This is a genomic window from Pseudomonas sp. S4_EA_1b (genome assembly GCF_016307435.1).
Taxonomy (GTDB): Bacteria; Pseudomonadota; Gammaproteobacteria; order Pseudomonadales; family Pseudomonadaceae; genus Aquipseudomonas; species Aquipseudomonas rhodesiae.
This window is the reverse complement of the sequence record NZ_JAEILC010000075.1, coordinates 1-16,949: the sequence shown is the minus strand read 5'-3', so window position 1 is coordinate 16,949 and position 16,949 is coordinate 1. Positions and strand designations below refer to the sequence as shown.

Annotated in this window: 16 protein-coding genes; 8 read left to right on the top strand and 8 right to left on the bottom strand. The window is 64.0% G+C overall.

Annotated features, from left to right (window positions below; translation table 11 throughout):
- Nucleotides 1–62 precede the first annotated feature (62 nt).
- The 6 genes from YA0848_RS22475 to YA0848_RS22450 all read right to left on the bottom strand — a co-directional run bounded on the left by YA0848_RS22475 (nucleotide 63) and on the right by YA0848_RS22450 (nucleotide 5,082).
- A complete protein-coding gene (locus YA0848_RS22475) occupies nucleotides 63–728 on the bottom strand; it encodes a response regulator transcription factor (protein ID WP_034098938.1) in 666 nt (221 codons plus the stop codon).
- Nucleotides 729–751: 23 nt separating this feature from the next.
- On the bottom strand, nucleotides 752–1,291 hold the full coding sequence (locus YA0848_RS22470; protein ID WP_034110990.1) for a PQQ-dependent catabolism-associated CXXCW motif protein: 540 nt from the start codon (nucleotides 1,289–1,291) through the stop codon (nucleotides 752–754).
- 107 nt (nucleotides 1,292–1,398) lie between these two features.
- Nucleotides 1,399–2,190 carry an ABC transporter permease gene (locus tag YA0848_RS22465; protein WP_034098933.1) on the bottom strand — a complete coding sequence of 264 codons (792 nt, stop codon included), beginning with the start codon at nucleotides 2,188–2,190 and terminating at the stop codon, nucleotides 1,399–1,401.
- Entirely contained in the window at nucleotides 2,187–2,927 is a 741-nt protein-coding gene (locus YA0848_RS22460; protein ID WP_169903418.1) for an ABC transporter ATP-binding protein, read from the bottom strand. Before YA0848_RS22460 ends, YA0848_RS22465 begins: the two co-directional genes overlap by 4 nt.
- Nucleotides 2,924–3,883, bottom strand: coding sequence for a YVTN family beta-propeller repeat protein (locus tag YA0848_RS22455; protein WP_047882600.1), 960 nt, complete (start codon nucleotides 3,881–3,883; stop codon nucleotides 2,924–2,926). Before YA0848_RS22455 ends, YA0848_RS22460 begins: the two co-directional genes overlap by 4 nt.
- Nucleotides 3,884–3,909: 26 nt before the next feature.
- Entirely contained in the window at nucleotides 3,910–5,082 is a 1,173-nt protein-coding gene (locus YA0848_RS22450) for an ABC transporter substrate-binding protein (RefSeq protein WP_169903419.1), read from the bottom strand.
- 185 nt (nucleotides 5,083–5,267) lie between these two features.
- Between YA0848_RS22450 and YA0848_RS22445 the strand changes: the two genes are divergently transcribed.
- Nucleotides 5,268–6,530 carry a sensor histidine kinase gene (locus YA0848_RS22445; RefSeq protein WP_040269583.1) on the top strand — a complete coding sequence of 421 codons (1,263 nt, stop codon included), beginning with the start codon at nucleotides 5,268–5,270 and terminating at the stop codon, nucleotides 6,528–6,530.
- Nucleotides 6,527–7,153: a response regulator transcription factor gene (locus YA0848_RS22440; RefSeq protein ID WP_034098927.1), complete on the top strand. Its 627-nt coding sequence runs from the start codon at nucleotides 6,527–6,529 to the stop codon at nucleotides 7,151–7,153. The genes YA0848_RS22445 and YA0848_RS22440 overlap by 4 nt, the downstream gene beginning before the upstream one ends.
- Before the next feature lie 95 nt (nucleotides 7,154–7,248).
- Here the strand turns inward: YA0848_RS22440 and YA0848_RS22435 are convergent, their stop codons facing one another.
- Both YA0848_RS22435 and exaA read right to left on the bottom strand, forming a co-directional pair.
- A complete protein-coding gene (locus YA0848_RS22435) occupies nucleotides 7,249–7,896 on the bottom strand; it encodes a pentapeptide repeat-containing protein (protein WP_169903420.1) in 648 nt (215 codons plus the stop codon).
- Nucleotides 7,897–8,118: 222 nt separating this feature from the next.
- Entirely contained in the window at nucleotides 8,119–10,008 is a 1,890-nt protein-coding gene (gene exaA / locus YA0848_RS22430; RefSeq protein WP_034110975.1) for a quinoprotein ethanol dehydrogenase, read from the bottom strand.
- Nucleotides 10,009–10,262: 254 nt separating this feature from the next.
- On the opposite strand from exaA, the gene pedF reads away from it, so the two are divergent.
- The 6 genes from pedF to exaC all read left to right on the top strand — a co-directional run bounded on the left by pedF (nucleotide 10,263) and on the right by exaC (nucleotide 16,845).
- Complete coding sequence (pedF, locus tag YA0848_RS22425; RefSeq protein WP_034098924.1) at nucleotides 10,263–10,724, top strand: cytochrome c-550 PedF; 462 nt, start codon at nucleotides 10,263–10,265, stop codon at nucleotides 10,722–10,724.
- Between the two features lie 4 nt (nucleotides 10,725–10,728).
- Nucleotides 10,729–11,604, top strand: a complete 876-nt coding sequence (locus tag YA0848_RS22420; RefSeq protein ID WP_034110973.1) for a substrate-binding periplasmic protein — start codon at nucleotides 10,729–10,731, stop codon at nucleotides 11,602–11,604.
- Nucleotides 11,605–11,613: 9 nt separating this feature from the next.
- Complete coding sequence (locus YA0848_RS22415; RefSeq protein WP_034098920.1) at nucleotides 11,614–12,363, top strand: quinoprotein dehydrogenase-associated SoxYZ-like carrier; 750 nt, start codon at nucleotides 11,614–11,616, stop codon at nucleotides 12,361–12,363.
- Between the two features lie 16 nt (nucleotides 12,364–12,379).
- On the top strand, nucleotides 12,380–13,312 hold the full coding sequence (locus YA0848_RS22410; protein ID WP_047882597.1) for a quinoprotein relay system zinc metallohydrolase 1: 933 nt from the start codon (nucleotides 12,380–12,382) through the stop codon (nucleotides 13,310–13,312).
- A 115-nt stretch (nucleotides 13,313–13,427) separates the two neighbouring features.
- Complete coding sequence (locus YA0848_RS22405) at nucleotides 13,428–15,203, top strand: PQQ-dependent methanol/ethanol family dehydrogenase (protein WP_034098916.1); 1,776 nt, start codon at nucleotides 13,428–13,430, stop codon at nucleotides 15,201–15,203.
- A 121-nt stretch (nucleotides 15,204–15,324) separates the two neighbouring features.
- Nucleotides 15,325–16,845, top strand: coding sequence for an acetaldehyde dehydrogenase ExaC (exaC, locus tag YA0848_RS22400; protein WP_034138661.1), 1,521 nt, complete (start codon nucleotides 15,325–15,327; stop codon nucleotides 16,843–16,845).
- Nucleotides 16,846–16,949 lie beyond the last annotated feature (104 nt).

Sequence of the window (16,949 nt, the reverse complement as noted above, 5' to 3'; positions counted from 1 at the left end):
CTGAACCCCTGCTATCGGGGACAGGCTCCCTCCCACCTTTCGCCCCGCGTTTGTCTGGAGGCTCAGCGGCGCAGGTAGGAGCCGAAGTCGATGTCGCCGGCGCTGAGGATGGCCTGTACGCGGTTGTGTACATTGAGCTTGCGCAAGATGGCCGATACATGGGCTTTCACCGTGGTCTCGGCGATTTCCAATGTGTAGGCGATCTGTTTGTTCGACTCGCCTTTAGTCATGCGTTCGAGCACCAGCAATTGTTTGCGGGTCAGGGCTTGCAGCAGTTCGGGGGCGAAGCCCGGGTTTTCGTTGAGGCGGCGCTGGGCGCCGGGTTTTTGGGTGCGGATGATGTCCGGCGGCAGGTACACATTGCCGTTGAGAATCTGCTGGATCGCCTCGGTCATTTGCAGGCGCGGCGAGGACTTGGTGATAAACCCCACCGCGCCATAGGTGATGGCTTGCAGCACGATCTGCTTGTCCTGCTCGGCAGAAACGATCACCACCGGGATGGTTGGAGACTCATTGCGCAGGTTGATCAGGCCGTTGAGCCCGTGCATGCCCGGCATGTTCAGATCGAGCAGGATCAGGTCGAGGTCGTCGTGTTCCTGGGTCAGGGCCAGGGCACTGTCCAGGTCGGCGGTTTCCATCACTTCGCTGCCGGGGAAGCCGTCGCTGATGACGTTATGGATCGCCTCGCGAAACAGCGGGTGATCGTCGGCAATCAGGATTTTGTACATGGCCGTTCACCTTCTTGTAGTGGTTATTGAAAAGGCTCGGGTGTCGCAGCCGTCACTGGCAGGTTTGCCGCTTCCCACGCATCCAAGCCGTCGCGGTACCAATACACAGAGGTATAGCCCAGGTTGGCGGCACGTTTTACCGCGTTCCAACTCAGCCAGCAATCGGAGCGGCAATAGAACACCAGCGGGCGCGACAGGTCGCCGCCGGTGTACTTGTACAGGTGCCGCACGAAATAACCTTGCCATTCCGGCGTCAGGTCGCCGTCGCCGGTATTGGCCAGCCAACGGCTGCCGGGCAGGTTGGCGTGGGGTTGGTCTTCGATAAAGCGGCCTTGCAGCCATTGGCGACGGTAAACGTCGATCAGCACCGGTGCGGGCACCTGGCCGAGCAAGGCTTGCAGGGCGGGAGTGTCGACGATGGTCGCTCCCGACACATGCTCGGGCGTAGGGCTGCGGTACAGGCTGATGCGATAACCGTCGGCGGAAAACAGTGGCGTGTCGGCCTGGGCCTGGGCGGTGAGCAGGCACAGCAGGGCCAGCAGGGGCAATCGGGCGGGCAGCATGGCGGGGCAATCCTTATCGTTATGCGCCCATTACACGTGAGTCCCACGCCCTTGGGAATGCGACGATAGACAGCAAAACCAGTACCAAAGTAGTAGTTTTGCCGGCCTCAGCCCGGTTTGCGCAACGCCGCGTGTTGCGGGTTGAAGGTCAGCACTGCCAGCAGGGTGAACAGCACGGTCAAGCCCAGACAGACCGCCAGGGCCAGGCCGGCCAGACGTTCATACAGGGCGAAGCGCACCAGCTCCACCGCGTGGGTGAACGGGTTGACCGCGCACAGCCAGTACAGCCATTGGCTGGCATCGCGCATCTTCCACAGCGGATACAGCGCCGACGACAGGAAAAACAGCGGGAAAATCACGAAATTCATCACCCCGGCGAAGTTCTCCAACTGACGGATCCCATTGGACAGCAACAGCCCTAGCGCACTGAGCATCAGCGCCACCAGCAACAATGCGGGCAAGGCCAGCAACAGCCCCATGGCCGGCGGCTGCACGCCGTAGACCCAGGCAATCGCCAGGAACCCATACACCTGCAACAGGGAAATCAACGCCGTGGCCAGCAACTTGCTGCACAGCAAAAACGTGCGTGGCAGCGGGCTGGTCAGCAACACGCGCATGCTGCCCATCTCCCGGTCGTAGACCATCGCCAGCGAGCCTTGCATGCCGTTGAACAGCAGGATCATGCAGGCCAGCCCTGGAATGATGTACACCTCGTAAGGGATGTAGGTGTCGTAGGGTTCGATCACCGAGATGCCCAACGCGGCGCGAAACCCGGCGGCGAACACCACCAGCCACAACAGCGGCCGCACCAGGGCGCTGAGAAACCGCGTGCGCTGCAACACAAACCGCAGCCATTCGCGCAGCACGATGCCGCGCAGGCACTGCCAATACGCATTCATGCTGGCGCTCCCGTTGCGGTGGGGCGGGTCAGGCCGGCGAACAGACGACCCAGATCGCCGTCATGTTCCTGCACCAGCGCGTCGACTTGCCCGCTGGCCACCAACCGGCCCTGATGCAGGATCATCAGCGCGTCGTCGGCGTGCACTTCATCGAGCAGGTGCGTGGTCCACAACACGCTCAGATCGTGCTCCCGGCACAGCTGGCGCACATGCTGGTTCAACCCCAGGCGGCTGGCCGGGTCGAGGCCGACGCTGGCTTCGTCCAGCAACAGCAGGCGCGGCTCATGCAGCAGGGCGCGGGCGATTTCCACGCGGCGCCGGTGCCCGCCGTTGAGTGCGCGGACCTTTTCACGGCGTCGCTCGCTGAGGCCCTGGCGTGCCAACTCAGCCTCGACGCGCAGGTCGGTATGCCGGCGTGACAAGCCATGCAACGCGGCGTGATAGCGCAGGTTCTGTTCCACGCTCAGGTCCAGGTCCAGGGTGCTTTGCTGGAACACCACCCCCAGCTCTTTGAGGGCTGCTCGCGGTGCGTCGCGCAGGGAGTGGCCGCCAACGTGGATCTCGCCGCGTTGCAGGTGATACAGGCGCGTGAGCAACGCGATCAAGGTGGATTTGCCGGCACCGTTAGGCCCCAGCAGCGCGGCAAAGCGCCCTGGCGCCAGGCTGAAACCTACCTCGCACAGGGCCTGACGTGGGCCGTAGGCGAAGCTCAGGTCCTGCACGGTCAGGGCGGTCATGGCGTGACCACCACGCCCCACGGATAGCGCCCCACTTTGATCGACTTGATCACCTTCAGGCTGTCCACATCGATCACCGACACATCGCCGCTGACGCCGTTGGTGGCCAGCAGTTGTTTTTGATCCGGGGTGAACGCCAGCTGCCATACGCGGCGGCCCACCAACAGATAATCGAGCACCTCGAAGGTCTTGGCGTCGATCACCGCCACATGGTTGGCCGGGCCGAGGGCGACAAATCCGTACTTACCGTCGGCGCTGAGTTTGATGCCGACCGGCTGCACCTTGTCCGGGTGCACACCCTTGATGGCGAACGTCAGGGTCTTGAGCACCTTGCGGCTGGCCACATCGAGAATGGTCACGGTGCCGCCGATTTCCGCCGAGGCCCACAGCTGCGCGCCGTCGTGGCTGAATTCGACAAAGCGCGGGCGTTGATCCACCAGGGTGCTGTCGGCCAGGGTCTGGGTGCTGGTGTCGATCCAGTGCAGCATGTTGGTGGTTTCACTGGTGTTGACCGCCCACTTGCCGTCCGGGCTCACCGCCATGCCTTCGGGTTCCACGCCGACGCTGATCTGGCCGAGCACCTTGGCGGTCTCGGTGTCGATCACCGTGACCAGCGCATCGTCCTCGTTGGACACATACAACCAGCGGTTATTGGGGTGCAGGGCGAACTGCTCGGGGTCTTTGCCGGAGGGCAGTTCCTTGATGATCTTGCGCGTGGCCACGTCCATCACCTGCACGCGGTCCGAGTCGCTGGCGCAGATGTACAGCAGCTTATTGTCATGGGACAGCAGCAAGCCCCGTGGGCGCTGGCCGACCTTGAGGGTGTCGGTGACCTGCAGGGTGTTCAGGTCGATCAGGCTCAGGCTGTTGTCTTTCTCGTTGGAGACCCAGGCGGTGTTGGCCATGGCATGCCCGGCGGCAAGCAGCAGGGCGCATGAGAGCAGGGTGCGGCGCATGGCGAGTTCCTTATTATTGTGGGCGATCAGGGAAAGCGGCAGGTCACCTCGGGTTGGTCGTAACCCAGGCTGTCCATTTCATTAGTGGGGTGCAGGAAGCCGTCCTGGGGCGAAGTGCTGACCAGGGCGCGCGGCTGCACGATGGGAATCGGTTGGCGCAACTGGCCGTTCCAGGCGCGGTAACTGAGCTTGCGGCCCTTGAAACCATCCAGGGGCAACTGCTCGCTCAGCTCCAGTTGCCGGATTGCCTGGGGGTCGACCTGATGCAGTTTATTCACCGCGCTGGCAACGCTGCGCACGGCCATCCAGGCGGCGAAATCGCGGTCGTTCATCCAGCGTCCGGCCAGGGCTTCGAAGCGCTTTTGCAATTGGGCGGCGCCGTAAGTTTCCACGGTTTTGTGCCAGCCGGTGGGCGTGAGGCCCTGGGTGCCGGCGACCGGGCGCGGATACCAGGTTTGATAGGGCACGTATTCGCCGAAGTCACCGCGCTCGTCGGCCACCAGCACCACGTCGTATTCGGCGGTCTGGGTGAACAGCGGCATATCGGCTTGGGCGCTGCGGCGTTGGTCGTTATCGAAGCGCCAGGCTTTTTCCGCGACCAGCTGCACGCCGAAGCGTTTGGCGGCGCGGCGCAGGGCAGCGGCGTAGGCTTGGTCGTCTTCGGTGGGGCCAACAATCAGCAACGCCTTCTGCCATTTGCGCAGCACCAGAAACTGCGCCAGGGCATCGGCGAGCATGGCGCGGCTGGGCAGGGTATGCAGCACATTGGCCAGGCACTCGGTGCTGCGCAAGCGGTCATCGGCGCTGCCGGCGTTGAACAGCAGGCTGTCGGGTAGGGCGGCACTGAGCTGGCGCAGGCTGGCGGCGGGGGCATTCACCACGAACAGGCGCAGGCCCTGTGCGTGTTGGGCTTGGGCCGCGGCGAGCAGCGCTTCGGGGCTGTCCACGCTGGCGCTGGTCAGGCTGTAGCGCTGGTTGAGAAATGCGCCGGTGCTGTTGCTGTCGATGATCGCCAGCTCGGCACCGCGTTGACCGGCATCGGCGGGCTCGGGGATTACATTGGAGAGCAGTGGCCCCGGGTCGGGCCGATAGCCCAGGTAGCCGATCTGCACCTGCAAGGGCGCTTCGGCGGCCTGGCCGTGGCTAGCCCAGGCAATTGCCAGCAGGCAGATCACGGCGTAGGGGGCGAACTGGCGCATAAGGCACTCCATGACAGGTAGCGCCAGCATAGGAAGCCCCGTGCCCGCTGCAAATATGCAGAAAGTAGCGCTGAGGCAGTACCAAGGTAGTAGCCGCGCCGGCGCGCGGCGGTCTTAGCATGGGTCACCCTAGCCTCATTCACAGGAGTGACACGAGCATGCGCGTCTTCACCGCCCGGCCTGGGCTGTCGGCCCTGTGGCGCATCAACCTGTGGGTGTGCGGCTTCTTCACCTTGGTGACCGGCGCGTGTATGGCGCTGCTGCTGCACCAAGCCTTGGCGGACGTGGAGCGCGAATTGCAATCGGCCGCGGCGGTGGTGGCCTACCTGGGCGACACCGCCGAGCGCGACCCCGCCAGCCTGCAACCACAGCTGACTGCCAGCCTGCGCCATGTGCGCGTCTACTGGCTGGCCGCCGGCCAAACCCCACCTGCGCCCGAACAAACCGGGCTAGATGCCTGGCTCGGGCGCTGGGTCTTGACTCCCGCACAGCACACCGCGCGGGTGCTGGACTTAGCCGATGGCCGGCGCGTGTCCATTGCCGTCGACCCACGGGATGAGATCGATGAAGTCTGGGACTCCGTGCAGCAGTTGCTCAGCCTGTGCGGGCTGGCGCTGCTGGTGAGCCTGTTGACGATCCGCTGGGCCGTGCGCCGGGGCATGGGTGTGCTGGACGCCTTGCTGCGCGCCCTGCAACAGGTGTGCGCCGGCCAGCTCAACGTGCGCCTGCGCACCCAGGGTTCGCCGGAGGCGCGGCAGTTGGCGCTGCACTTCAACCGTATGACCGACGCCCTGGAGCAAGCCCGACGCGACAACACCCAACTCACCCACACCTTGCTGGCGGTACAGGAACAGGAGCGCACCCAGCTGGCCCAGACCCTGCACGACGACCTCGGCCAATACCTGGCCGGTATTCGTGCCCAGGCCTGCCTGCTACGGCTGGTCAGCGACCAACCGGCCTTGGTGGCGCGCACGGTGGCGAAGTTGGAGGATCACTGTGAACACCTTCAGCAAGGCTTTCGCGCGCTGGTCCACGACCTGTATCCGGTGGCCCTGCAACACCTGCCGCTGGGCGAGGCATTTGCGATGCTGGTAAGCCAGTGGCAAACCCGCCATGGCATCGAATGCCAGCTGCGAGTCAGCCCCGACTTACCGGCGTTATCGAGCACCAGCAAGACCCATCTGTATCGCCTGCTGCAAGAGGCCCTGACCAATGTGCTGCGGCACGCCGAGGCCAGCCAGGTGCGGGTGCGCCTGCAGTGTCGGGGTGCGCGTTTGCGCCTGTGGGTACGGGATAACGGGCGCGGTGCCCAGCCGCCGCAGCGTCCGGGTGTGGGCTTGTACTCGATGGGCGAACGCGCGCGCTGCCTGGGCGGCGAACTGAGCGTCCTTAGCCATCCCGGCGCCGGTTGGGCGCTGGCGCTGAACATGCCGTTGGAGGTGTCATGAATATTCTCTTGGTGGACGACCATGCCGTGGTGCGTCAGGGCTACGCCAGCCTGTTGCGTGCCGTGTTGCCGGCCATTGACGTGCGTGAAGCCGCCAGTGGCGAAGACGCACTGCTACGCGTGCAGGAGGCCGTGCCGAACCTGGTGATCATGGATGTCGGGTTGCCCGGCATCAGCGGCCTGGAAACCCTGCGCCGCCTGCGCCAGCGCCTGCCGCAACTGCGAGTGCTGTTTTTCAGCATGCACGATGAACTGCCCCTGGTGCGCCAGGCCCTGGACGCGGGCGCTTCGGGCTACCTGACCAAAAGCTCGGCCCCCGAGGTGTTGATCGAAGCGGTGCGGCGCATCCTTGACGGTCACGCTTATATCGAACAGGCCCTGGCCACCGAACTGGCCTACACCCCCGGCGATCAGCGTTGGCAGGGCATGACGCCGCGTGAACTGGAGATTTTCCTGATGCTGGCCAAGGGCACGCCGATGCGCCAGATCGCCGAACAACTGAGTATCAGCAGCAAGACCGTGTCCAACCACCTGACCTTGCTCAAGAGCAAATTGCAGGTCAGTTCCCATGCCGAGCTGGTGCACCTGGGGATCGATATGGGAGTGGTGCGAGTGGCTGGATAACCGGGTGCGTGCAGAGGCAACGACTGATACGCCCTGATGAGCAGGCCAAGCCTGCTCACCCTAAAAACCTCACTTTTCTCAGGTTCAGTAGTGTTCTAGCGATCCCAAGTGGTGGGGCAATCCGTACAGCCTTCCATATTGGCGTCCTGGAAGTTCGCGTAGTGCTGGCGACTGCCGGTGAGGGTGGCCTGTTCCAGGTTGCTCTCACCGAACTTGGCTTCCTGCAAATTCGCATCGCTGAGGTCGGCACTTTGCAGGTCGGCCTTGCTCAGCCAGGTCATTTCCAGATCGGCCGCACGCAGGTTGACCTTGTGCATCTTCGCCCCGGAAAGCCGCGCAAATTGCAGATAGGCCGCGCTGAGGTTGGCGTTTTCGAACTGCGCGCCCTGGGCGAACAGCCCCCAGCCTTGCACGGCCATCAACGTGGCGCCGGTAAAGTCGGCCAGGCGCAGGTTGCTTTGTTGCAGGCTGGCGCGGGTCAGGTTGGCGCCCTGCAATTGGGCTTTTTCCAGGTTGGCCAGGTCGAGGTTGGCATGGCGTAAATCCGCCTCGCGCAGGTCGGCGCCGGCCAGGTTCATTTTGCTCAGGTTCTGGTTGCGCAGGTTGGCACCCTTGAGGTTGGCGCCGGGGCATTGGCTGTGTTCGGCGATGGTGCAGCCATTGATAACGAGCGGAGTGTCGTCGCCATCGTCGGCGTGCGCCAGGGGCAGGCAGAGCAGGAGTAACAAGGGCAGGTAGTTCATCGTGCGACCTCTGGGGATCCTGTGGTGAGCGAGCTTGTTCTGGTTAGCGGGCTTGTCGAATCGTCGCACCGCCCGCGCTGGGCTGCGCAGCGGCCCTGGCATTCCTCCAGCACCTCCCTGCGCTCAGGTCTACGACTGCTGCGCAGCCGAGCGCAGGGCAAGCCTGCTCACCACCGGGGAGCCGCTTGCTGCAAAAGGTGGCCCGGTATTCTCGCCGGGGGGTTATTTTTGCGCGGTCTTGTTATCCCAACTCGGGATCTTGAACACCCAGAACGACCCGCCCTGAGCCACCGGTTTGGTCAACTCGGCCATGTCGCCACCCCACAACGGCACCGCGCCGCCGTAGCCGACGGTAACGCCGATGTACTGCTCGCCTTCCTGTTCCCAGGTGATCGGCGGCGAGACGATGCCGCTGCCGGTCTGGAACTTCCACAGCTCCTCTCCGGTTTTGGCGTCGAAGGCTTTGAAGAAACCGTCGCCGGTGCCGGTGAAGACCAGGTTGCCTTTGGTCGCCAGCACGCCGGCCCACAGCGGCAGAGCTTCCTTGTGCTCCCACACCACTTTGCCGGTGGTGGGGTTCATCGCGCGCAGGGTGCCGACGTGGTCGTCATACATACGCTTGATGCGGAACCCCATGCCCAGGTACGCCGAGCCTTTTTTGTAGTTGACCTCTTCGGTCCAGTAATCCTCTTTCCACTGGTTGCCGGGGATGTAGAACAGGCCGGTGTCCTGACTGTAAGCCATGGGGTTCCAGTTTTTGCCGCCCAGGAACGGTGGCGAGACTTCCACCGCTTTGCCCTTGGTTTCCCCCGGCAATGGCTTGGCTGGGCGCTGGCCTGGGTTCTCCACCGGGCGCCCGGTCTTCAGGTCGATATGGCTGGCCCAAGTGATGTTGTCGACGAAGGGGAAGGCGTTCTGCAACTTGCCGTTGCTGCGGTCGACCACGTAGAAAAAACCGTTGCGGTCGGCGTGGCCGGTGGCCTTGACGGTTTTGCCGTCCTGGGTTTTGTAGTCGAACAGCACCAACTCGTTGTTGCCGGAAAAATCCCAGGCATCGTTGGGGGTGTGCTGGTAGAACCATTTCACCTCACCGGTGCTGGGGTCGACGCCGACCTGCCCGGACGTATAGAGGCTGTCGAAGTCGTGGGGGTTGCCGTCCTTGGCGGTGCGCGCCCAGGTATTCCACGGGCCGGGGTTGCCGGCGCCGACGATGATCGTGTTGGTTTCGGCATCGAAGCTCGCGCTCTGCCAAGGTGCGCCGCCGCCGTGGCTCCAGGCCTCGACTTTGCCGGTGGGTGTACTTGGATCATCCGGCCATGACGGCGCCTTCACGTCGCCGGTCGGCGTGCTGTCCTTGCCGTTGAGACGGCCCATATGGCCTTCGACGAAGGGGCGCATCCACACCTCTTCGCCGGTGTCCGGGTCACGCGCATACAACTGGCCGACCACGCCGAATTCATCGCCGGAACTGCCGTGGATCAGCAGCACCTTGCCGCTGACCTTGTCCTTGATCAGCACCGGCGCGCCGGTAAGGGTGTAGCCGGCGGCGTGGTCGCCGAATTTCTTGTTCCACACCACTTTGCCGGTGGTTTTGTCGAGGGCGATAAGCCGTGCGTCGAGGGTGCCGAAGTAGATTTTGTCGCCGAAGATCGCCGCGCCGCGGTTGACCACATCGCAGCACGGGCGAATGTTGTCGGGCAGGCGGTGGTTGTAGGTCCACAGGCGTTTGCCGGTCTTGGCGTCGAGGGCGAACACACGGGAATAGGAGCCGGTGACGTAGACCACGCCGTCGCTGACGATGGCCTGGGATTCCTGGCCGCGTTGTTTTTCGTCGCCGAACGAATAGGACCAGGCCGGGGTGAGTTTGAACACGTTCTTGTCGTTGACCTTGGCCAACGGGCTCCAGCGCTGGGCGTTGGTGCCCATGCCGTATTGCAGCACGTCCTGGGTGCTCAGGTGGTCATTGGCGATGTCTTCCCAGGTGACCGCGCGGGTCTGGCGTGGCGGTTCGGCGGCAAGGGCGGCGGTGCCCAGGCCCAGGCTGCCGGCCAGCAGCAGGGCCTGCACGGCAAGGCTCAAGGGTGAACGGACGGGTAGCGATCTTATTGTCATGGTTGCAGTTCCCAGTGTCGGTTTTGACCTGCACAGGGTGCGGTGCGCGGCGCTGGCCGGATACGGAAAAACGCCCGCCGTGGCCGGGAAGATTTCCCGCGCCGCCGCTGTTTTAGGCGTGCCCCACAAGCCCTACTACCAAGGGAGGAGGGCGCGACCACCAAAGCAGCATACGGCCCGCGCCCCGGGGTTTCTAAGATGGTTGCCAGAGCCTCTGCAATGAGGTGTTGCGTGCAATCCTGAGGGCAAAAACAATGACAACAACACACAATGCCTTGCTCGTCGCCGGTCTGCTGGTCGGTGTGCTTGGTGCCGGGGCCGCCTGGGCCCATGGCAACGTGGTCCCGCAAGCGGTGGAAACCAAAGGCCTGACCTCCATCAAAGATGCCGGCGTGCCGGTCAACGAGGACGGCTGGGCGGCGGTCAACCCCTATCGCAATTCGCCCGAACATGACAAAGCCGTGGAAATCGGCTCGTCCGCCTTCAACCAGAACTGCGCCGCCTGCCACGGCCTGGAAGCCAAATCCGGCGGCATCGCCCCGGACCTGCGCATGCTGGATGTGGGAGAGGCCGGTGATGAATGGTTTGTCGAGCGCGTACGCCATGGCGCGGTGCGCGACGGCCGGGTATACATGCCGAAGATGGCCGACTACCTGAGCCAGGAAGCCTTGTGGGCGGTGCGCACCTACCTGGACAGCGTGCACGTCGAGGAGTGATGCCATGCGCCTGTTTGCCGTGGTGCTGGGCCTGGCCTTGCTGTGCTGCCACACGGCGCAGGCGCAGGTGCGCAGCTATGACCAGATGATCGCCGCCGGCGAAATCAAAGTGGCGGTGTACAAGGACTTTGCTCCCTACAGTTTCGAGGACGGCGCCACCCCCCGAGGCGTTGACGTGGAACTGGCCCAGGCCCTGGCCGAGGCGCTCGGTGTGCGGCTCAAGTTGATCTGGGCGCCGGCCGGCGAAAAGCTCGACGACGACCTGCGCGACTACATCTGGCGCGGCAGCCCCTTGCATCACCATCAGCTGGCCGACCTGATGCTGCGCGCGCCCTACGACCACGACTACGCACAACGGCGCAACGATCAAGGCGAACTGGAAAACGGCCAGGTGGTGATGTTCGGCCCGTACCAGAACGAACAATGGCAGGTGGCCTACGACCGCCGGCGCCTGGATAAGGTCGCCAGTGTGGCGGTGTTCCAGAAACACCCCATCGGTGTCGAAGTCGACAGCGTGCCATCGTTCTACCTGACCTCGGTGTTCAACGGCCAACTCGCGGCCAGCACCCATCATTACCCCGGTGTGACCCAGGCGTTTGCGGCGATGCGCGCCGGCAAGGTCGATGCGGTCATGGCCATGCGCGGGGAAATCGACTGGCAGGTGCAGCAGGCCCATGACCCGCAACTGGCCTTGGCGGAAAACGCCTACCCGAACATGGGGCGGCAACGCTGGGAGATCGGCATGGCGGTGCACGAAAGCAATCGCCAGTTGGCCTATGCGGTGGAAGAAGCCCTTGAAGGTCTGATCCGCGACGGCCGTTTGCAGGCGATCTACCGCCACTACGGCCTGCGCTACGAAGTGCCCGACATGTACCAATAGGAGCAGGCGATGAACTGGCGACTGAGCTGCATCCTGGCCTGCTGGCTGCCACTGGCCGCCCATGCCGTGGAGGTCGACCCGGTGCCCTCGGTGATGTGGGCCTTCTACCACAAGCAACTGCTGGCCGACGCGCCGTTCGTGTTCGACGCGCGGGTCAAGCTGCTGGCGCCGCCGTTCGCCGAGGATGCGCGCCAGGTGCCGCTGGAAATCGACGCGCGGGCGTTCAAGGGGCATGTGGTGAGAATCCTGGCCTGGGCCGAACTGAACCCGCTGCCGAAAATCGTCGACTTCCAGCCCAAGGAAGGGGTGCTGCCGTGGCTGGCGCTGCGCATCCGCATCGAGCAAGCCACGCCGTTGCGCGCCGCGGTCCTTACCGATGACGGCATATGGCATGTGGGGTCGGCGCTGATCGACGCGGCCGGCGGCGGCTGCACCGCGCCCAGTGTGGTGCGCAGCCAGCCGGGCTGGGAAGAGCATCTGGGCGAAGTGCTCGGCGGGCGCTACCCCCGTGGCGAATTCAGCCGCGTGCGCGTGCAAGTGGCGCACCCGATGGACAACGGCCTGGTCAGCGGTATCCCTGAGTTTTTTATCAACCATGGGCAATTGCGTGGCCAGGACGATCAGGTGCTGGCCGAGCTGGAATTGTTCCCGGCGGTCAGCGAGAACCCCAATCTGGCCTTCGACATCGAAGCACCGGGGCCTACTCGCCTGGTGCTGCGCGACAACAGCGGCAATGAGTTCGACGCGGCCATCCCCTGACCAGAAGGAGCGCGGCATGCGCTGGATTCTCTTGTTATGCCTGGGCCTGAGCCTGCCCGCCCTGGCGGACCTGGACTACGCCCTCAAGCCCCGGCTGATCGCCGCCGACACCTGGCTGCTCGAAGGCAGCACCGACAACTTTGCCAAGGCCAATGGCGGCAATATCGTCAACACCGCTTTTATCGTCACCGAGGCCGGTGTGGTGGTGATCGACACCGGGCCGTCGCGTCGCTACGGCGAAGCGCTGCGCCAAGCCATCGCCCAAGTCACCCCCAAGCCGGTGATCCAGGTACTGATCACGCACCATCACCCTGACCACGCCCTGGGCAACCAAGCGTTCAAGGACGTGCCCATCGGCGCCCTGGCCGACACCACGCGCTTGCTGCACGAGCAGGGCGACAGCCTGGCGGAAAACCTCTACCGCATGGTCGGCGACTGGATGCGCGGCACCGAAGTGGTATTGCCGACCCAGGCGCTGCAAGCCGGTGTATTGAGCGTGGGCCAGCATGACCTGCGCTTGCTGGCGCTGACCGGGCATACCGGCGCCGATCTGGCCATTCTCGACCAGCGCACCGGGGTGCTGTTCACCGGCGACTTGGTGTTCTACCAGCGCGCCCTGACCACGCCCCATAGCCCGGGGCTGGCGGCGTGGCAGGCCGACCTCGACACCCTGCAAGCCTTGCCTTGGACCCTGATCGTGCCCGGCCACGGCCCGGTGGCCGCCGATGCGCAGCCGTTCGCCCAAATGCGCGATTACCTGGGCTGGCTCGATCAACTGCTGCGCGACGGCGCCGCCAACGGCAGCGACATGGCCGAGCTGATCCGCAGCCCCATCCCCGAACGCTTTGCCGCGATCAACCTGAGCCGCTACGAACTGACCCGCAGCGTCAGCCACCTGTACCCGCGCTACGAGCGCGCGCAGATGCAACGGCTGGATACCCGCTACTAAGGAACTAGCAATCTCGATACTGCGGTCAATTGTGACGAACGCCCTTGCGCCCAAGAATCGGCACCAGACCGGGAAAATTTCCCGGGTATAACAAAAAACCGCAGAGGTAGCCGTCATGACCCAACCCGCACGTCGCCAACCCTTCGCCTTGAGTGTGTTGCTCGGTGCCATCCTGTTATCCGGCCAGGCCATGGCCGCCGTGAGCGATCAGGACATTCTCCAGGACCCGAAAAACCCCGGGCAGATCGTCACCAACGGTCTGGGTGTGCAAGGCCAGCGCTACAGCCCGCTGGACACTCTGAATGTGGACAACGTCAAGGACCTGCGCCCGGTCTGGGCGTTCTCCTTCGGCGGCGAGAAACAGCGCGGGCAGCAGGCGCAGCCGATGGTCAAGGACGGGGTGATGTACCTCACCGGTTCCTATTCGCGGGTGTTCGCGGTGGATGCGCGCACCGGCAAGAAACTCTGGCAGTACGATGCGCGTCTGCCGGATGACATTCGCCCCTGCTGCGATGTGATCAACCGTGGGGTGGCGCTGTACGGCGACCTGGTGTTCTTCGGCACCCTGGACGCCAAACTGGTGGCTCTGAATAAAGACACCGGCAAGGTGGTGTGGAGCAAGCGCGTGGCCGACCACAAGGAAGGCTACTCGATCAGCGCCGCGCCGCTGGTGATCAACGGCAAGCTGATCACCGGCGTGGCCGGCGGCGAATTCGGCGTGGTGGGCAAGATCGAAGCCTACGACCCGAAAAACGGCGACCTGCTGTGGACCCGCCCGACGGTCGAAGGCCATATGGGCTATGTGTACAAGGACGGCAAGGCCGTGGAAAACGGCATCTCCGGCGGCGAAGCGGGTAAAACCTGGCCGGGGGACCTGTGGAAAACCGGCGGCGCGGCGCCGTGGCTGGGCGGCTACTACGACCCGGAAACCAACCTGCTGCTGTTCGGCACCGGTAACCCGGCACCGTGGAACTCGCACCTGCGCCCCGGCGACAACCTTTACTCGTCCTCGCGCCTGGCACTCAACCCGGACGACGGCACCATCAAATGGCACTTCCAGAGCACGCCGCACGACGGTTGGGACTATGACGGCGTGAACGAACTGGTGTCGTTCAACTACACCGAGGGCGGCAAGGAAATCAAAGCCGCGGCCACGGCCGACCGCAACGGTTTCTTCTATGTGCTGGACCGCACCAACGGCAAGTTCATCCGCGGCTTCCCGTTTGTCGACAAGATCACCTGGGCCACCGGCCTGGATAAGAACGGCCGGCCGATCTACAACGAAGCCAGCCGCCCCGGCGCGCCGGGCAGTGAAGCCAAGGGCACGTCGGTGTTCGTTGCGCCGGCCTTCCTCGGCGCGAAAAACTGGATGCCCATGGCTTACAACCGCGACACCGGGCTGTTCTATGTGCCGTCCAACGAGTGGGGCATGGACATGTGGAACGAAGGCATCGCCTATAAGAAAGGCGCGGCGTTCCTCGGCGCCGGGTTCACCATCAAACCGTTGAACGAAGACTACATCGGCGTGCTGCGCGCCATCGACCCGGTCAGCGGCAAGGAAGTCTGGCGCCACAAAAACTTCGCGCCGCTGTGGGGCGGGGTACTGACCACCAAGGGCAACCTGGTGTTCACCGGCACGCCGGAAGGTTTCCTGCAGGCGTTCAACGCCAAGACCGGCGAGAAAGTCTGGGAATTCCAGACCGGCTCCGGCGTGCTCGGCTCGCCGATTACCTGGGACATGGACGGCGAGCAGTATGTCTCGGTGGTCTCCGGGTGGGGCGGCGCGGTGCCGCTGTGGGGCGGTGAAGTGGCCAAGCGCATCAAGGACTTCAACCAGGGCGGCATGCTCTGGACCTTCAAGTTGCCCAAGGACCTGGTGGCCAAGCACTAGTTCTACGACCAAATGAGCAGTGCCCTCCTGCCAACGGCGCATTCGCCCGGCGGTGGGGGCACCTTACTATCGGGTGATCGCCTGTTGACCGACAGGCCCGGACCCAGACAGAGGCTTTACTATGATCTACGCACAACCTGGCACCCCTGGCGCCATCGTCAGCTTCAAGCAGCGCTATGGTAATTACATCGGCGGCGAGTTCGTCGCACCGATCAACGGCGAGTACTTCACCAACACCTCGCCGGTCACCGGCCAAGCGATTGCTGAATTCCCACGCTCCAGCGCCGCCGACATCGATAAAGCCCTGGATGCCGCCCACGCCGCCGCCGATGCCTGGGGCAAGACCTCGGCCCAGGACCGCGCCCTGGTGCTGCTGAAAATCGCCGACCGCATCGAACAAAACCTCGAAGTGCTGGCCGTGGCCGAAACCTGGGACAACGGCAAGGCCGTACGTGAAACCCTCAACGCCGACGTGCCCCTGGCCGCCGACCATTTCCGTTATTTCGCCGGCTGCATCCGCGCCCAGGAAGGCGGCGCCGCCGAGATCAATGAACACACCGCCGCTTACCACTTCCACGAACCGTTGGGTGTGGTCGGGCAGATCATTCCGTGGAACTTCCCGCTGCTGATGGCCGCGTGGAAACTCGCCCCGGCCCTGGCCGCCGGGAACTGCATCGTGCTCAAGCCGGCCGAGCAGACGCCGCTGTCGATCATGGTGTTCGCCGAGCTGATCAATGACCTGCTGCCGCCGGGCGTGCTCAATATTGTGCAGGGCTTCGGACGCGAAGCCGGGGAGGCCCTGGCCACCAGCAAACGCATCGCCAAGATCGCCTTTACTGGCTCCACGCCGATTGGCGCGCACATCATGCATGCGGCCGCCGAGAACATCATCCCGTCCACTGTGGAGCTGGGCGGCAAGTCGCCGAACATCTTCTTCGAAGACATCATGCGTGCCGAGCCGCAGTTTATCGAGAAAGCCGCCGAGGGCCTGGTGCTGGCGTTTTTCAACCAGGGCGAAGTGTGCACCTGCCCGTCGCGGGCGCTGGTGCAGGAGTCGATCTACGAGCCGTTCATGGCCGAGGTGATGAAGAAGATCGTCAAGATCAAGCGCGGCAACCCGCTGGACACCGAAACCATGGTCGGCGCCCAGGCGTCCGAGCAGCAATACGACAAGATCCTGTCCTACCTCAAGATCGCCCAGGAGGAGGGCGCCGAGCTGCTCACCGGCGGCGCGGCCGAACACCTGAACGGCGACCTGTCCAGCGGCTATTACATCCAGCCGACCCTGCTCAAGGGCCACAACAAGATGCGCGTGTTCCAGGAGGAAATCTTCGGCCCGGTGGTGGGCATCACCACCTTCAAGGACGAAGCCGAAGCCCTGGCCATCGCTAACGACAGCGAATTCGGCCTCGGCGCCGGCCTGTGGACCCGCGACATCAACCGCGCCTACCGCATGGGCCGGGCGATCAAGGCCGGGCGTGTGTGGACCAACTGTTATCACCTGTACCCGGCGCATGCGGCGTTCGGCGGCTACAAAAAGTCGGGTGTGGGGCGTGAGAACCACAAGATGATGCTGGACCACTACCAGCAGACCAAAAACCTGCTGGTGAGCTACGACATCAACCCGTTGGGCTTCTTCTGATCCTCCAATTGCAATGCGACCAAGTGTGGGAGGGGGCTTGCCCCCGATGAGGGAGTGTCAGCTTAAACAGCTGTGACTGACACGCCACCATCGGGGGCAAGCCC

What these genes read in the sequence shown, in the direction of transcription:
- YA0848_RS22455 (WP_047882600.1), bottom strand. Translation starts at nt 3,883, where the DNA reads ATGCGCCGCACCCTGCTCTCATGCGCCCTGCTGCTTGCCGCCGGGCAT.
- YA0848_RS22410 (WP_047882597.1), top strand. Translation starts at nt 12,380, where the DNA reads ATGCGCTGGATTCTCTTGTTATGCCTGGGCCTGAGCCTGCCCGCCCTG.
- YA0848_RS22475 (WP_034098938.1), bottom strand. Translation starts at nt 728, where the DNA reads ATGTACAAAATCCTGATTGCCGACGATCACCCGCTGTTTCGCGAGGCG.
- exaC (WP_034138661.1), top strand. Translation starts at nt 15,325, where the DNA reads ATGATCTACGCACAACCTGGCACCCCTGGCGCCATCGTCAGCTTCAAG.
- exaA (WP_034110975.1), bottom strand. Translation starts at nt 10,008, where the DNA reads ATGACAATAAGATCGCTACCCGTCCGTTCACCCTTGAGCCTTGCCGTG.
- pedF (WP_034098924.1), top strand. Translation starts at nt 10,263, where the DNA reads ATGACAACAACACACAATGCCTTGCTCGTCGCCGGTCTGCTGGTCGGT.
- YA0848_RS22420 (WP_034110973.1), top strand. Translation starts at nt 10,729, where the DNA reads ATGCGCCTGTTTGCCGTGGTGCTGGGCCTGGCCTTGCTGTGCTGCCAC.
- YA0848_RS22435 (WP_169903420.1), bottom strand. Translation starts at nt 7,896, where the DNA reads ATGAACTACCTGCCCTTGTTACTCCTGCTCTGCCTGCCCCTGGCGCAC.
- YA0848_RS22450 (WP_169903419.1), bottom strand. Translation starts at nt 5,082, where the DNA reads ATGCGCCAGTTCGCCCCCTACGCCGTGATCTGCCTGCTGGCAATTGCC.
- YA0848_RS22470 (WP_034110990.1), bottom strand. Translation starts at nt 1,291, where the DNA reads ATGCTGCCCGCCCGATTGCCCCTGCTGGCCCTGCTGTGCCTGCTCACC.
- YA0848_RS22415 (WP_034098920.1), top strand. Translation starts at nt 11,614, where the DNA reads ATGAACTGGCGACTGAGCTGCATCCTGGCCTGCTGGCTGCCACTGGCC.
- YA0848_RS22440 (WP_034098927.1), top strand. Translation starts at nt 6,527, where the DNA reads ATGAATATTCTCTTGGTGGACGACCATGCCGTGGTGCGTCAGGGCTAC.
- YA0848_RS22460 (WP_169903418.1), bottom strand. Translation starts at nt 2,927, where the DNA reads ATGACCGCCCTGACCGTGCAGGACCTGAGCTTCGCCTACGGCCCACGT.
- YA0848_RS22405 (WP_034098916.1), top strand. Translation starts at nt 13,428, where the DNA reads ATGACCCAACCCGCACGTCGCCAACCCTTCGCCTTGAGTGTGTTGCTC.
- YA0848_RS22465 (WP_034098933.1), bottom strand. Translation starts at nt 2,190, where the DNA reads ATGAATGCGTATTGGCAGTGCCTGCGCGGCATCGTGCTGCGCGAATGG.